This window comes from Methylacidimicrobium cyclopophantes (assembly GCF_902143385.2).
GTDB lineage: Bacteria > Verrucomicrobiota > Verrucomicrobiia > Methylacidiphilales > Methylacidiphilaceae > Methylacidimicrobium > Methylacidimicrobium cyclopophantes.
In genome coordinates this window covers 1-2,130 of record NZ_CABFUZ020000187.1, presented here as the reverse complement: position 1 = coordinate 2,130, position 2,130 = coordinate 1, and the positions used below count along the sequence as shown (strand labels likewise).

The following is a 2,130-nucleotide window of genomic DNA, read 5'->3' as shown; positions in this document are numbered from 1 at the left end:
GGAGACCGCAGCCCTTTTCTGTGCTGCGGTCCTTCTCTACGAGCTGGCGGACGAGGGAACGGAAGGGGAGGATAGGGAGCTATGGCAAAAGACATTCTCATCACAGGCGGGGCTGGATTCCTCGGATCGAATCTAGCCTTAGAGATCCAGCGCCGGGAGCCGGGAGCGGAGATCGTCCTCGTCGACGACTTCCGGAGCGGCTCCTTCCTCAATCTCGCAGGCTTTCGCGGGGATCTGATCACCGTCGATGTCGGCCGACTCGATTGGCATCGTCTCTTCGGAGAGCGCTCCCCTGAAGTCGTCTATCACTTGGCTTCGATCACCGACACGACCGTGACCGACACCGCGACCCAGATGCGCGCCAATGTGGAAGGTTGGCGCCACCTGCTCTTTTGCCTCGCCGGAAAGTCGCTCCGCCTGGTTTATGCCTCTTCCGCCGCGGTCTATGGAATCTCCTCCTCCGGGCAGAATCGGGTCGGCGACCCGGAACGGCCCGCCAATGCCTATGGCTTCTCCAAGCTCCAAATGGAGCATCTGGCGAAGCGCTTCGCCGGAGAAAATCCGCAAATTTCTCTCGCCGGGCTTCGCTACTTCAACGTCTACGGCCCCCGGGAGACCCACAAGGGGAGCTCGGCGAGCATGATCGGCCAACTCGCCCGCCAGATGCGCGCGGGGAAACGACCGCGGCTCTTCCTCGACGGGAGCCAGAAGCGGGATTTCGTCTACGTCGCCGATGCGATCGAGGCCACGTTGGCCGCCGGCCTCGTGACGAAGGGAGAGGGCGTCTTCAACGTCGGCTCCGGAAAGGCCCGATCCTTCAACGAGGTGGTCTTCTGCCTCAACACCGTCCTCGGCACCCAGGCGGAGCCGGAATATTTCCCCTGTCCCTATCGGTTCTTTCAGCCTCATACCGAAGCCGCTCTTTCAGCCACCGAAGCCGCCTTGGGATATCGACCCCGCTTCTCCTTGGAAAAAGGGATTGAAGCCTATTCTGCATCGGGCTGGCTCGGCCGCGAGCTTGCGCAGTAGAACCCTTGCTTCTTTCGAAATTCTCGCCGATCTTTTGCTCGTGAGCTCTCCGCAGTTCCCCGATAGTGAGGAGTGGCAGCGCCGCTTCCAAGAGATGTTTCGTGCCTTCACCCCCCCGCAACCGCAAGTTCCTCTCGAAAACAAGGAGGGGAAGAACCGGGAAGAGTTCGAGAAACAGATCCGTTCCTTTACGTTTACTCCGAAGGAGATCAAGGCCTATCTCGATCGCTTCGTGATTCAACAGGAGGAGGCGAAGCGGGTTCTCTCCGTTGCCGTTTGCGACCACTACAACCATGTGCGCGCCGCTCTTTCCGGCGAGGAGCTCCCCCACTACGTCAAGCAGAACGTCCTCCTGGTTGGTCCAAGCGGCGTGGGAAAGACCTACCTCGTGCGCTGCTTGGCCGAACGGATCGGAGTCCCGATGGTCCGCGCAGACGCCACGAAGTTTTCCGAAACGGGCTACGTAGGAGGAGATGTCGAAGACCTCGTCCGCGAGCTGGTGCAACAAGCGGGGGGGGATGTCTCCATCGCACAATATGGCATCGTTTACTTGGACGAGATCGACAAGCTTGCGGGATTCAACTCGATGGGCCGGGATGTCAGCGGGAGGGGAGTGCAGGCGAATCTCCTCAAGCTGCTCGAAGAGACCGAGGTTCCCGTGCGGGCTCCCTACGATATTCAAGGGCAGATTCAGACCATGCTCGACTTTCAGCGCGGAGGCCGGCAGTCCAAGCGGACGGTCAACACGCGGCACATTCTCTTCCTGGTGAGCGGAGCCTTTACCCGGCTTCCGGAAATCGTGGCGCGCCGGATGCGCCGGGGGCACATTGGATTTCGCCCGCAGGGGGCCGAAGCCGACGGCCGAGAGGCGGTCAAGGAAGCAACCACCGCGGACTTCATCGAATATGGACTGGAGCCGGAATTCGTCGGGAGGCTGCCGGTCCGAGTCTTCTTCGAGCCTCTGAACGCGGACGACCTTTTCCGAATTCTCCAGGAATCGGAGGGCTCGATCCTCCGTCAGTATGTCGCCGCCTTTCAGGCCTACGGCATTTCGCTCCGCTTCACCGAAAGCGCCCTTCGCCTCATCGCGGCGCGCGCCGC

At 61.1% G+C, this 2,130-nt stretch carries 2 protein-coding genes; both read left to right on the top strand.

Features of this window, described 5'->3' with window-relative positions; translation table 11 throughout:
* The first annotated feature begins 81 nt into the window (after positions 1–81).
* Positions 82–1,029, top strand: a complete 948-nt coding sequence (locus FN369_RS08375) for an NAD-dependent epimerase/dehydratase family protein (protein ID WP_142525709.1) — start codon at positions 82–84, stop codon at positions 1,027–1,029.
* Between the two features lie 40 nt (positions 1,030–1,069).
* The coding region (locus FN369_RS08370; RefSeq protein ID WP_374728769.1) for an AAA family ATPase at positions 1,070–2,130 on the top strand (1,061 nt) is incomplete at its 3' end.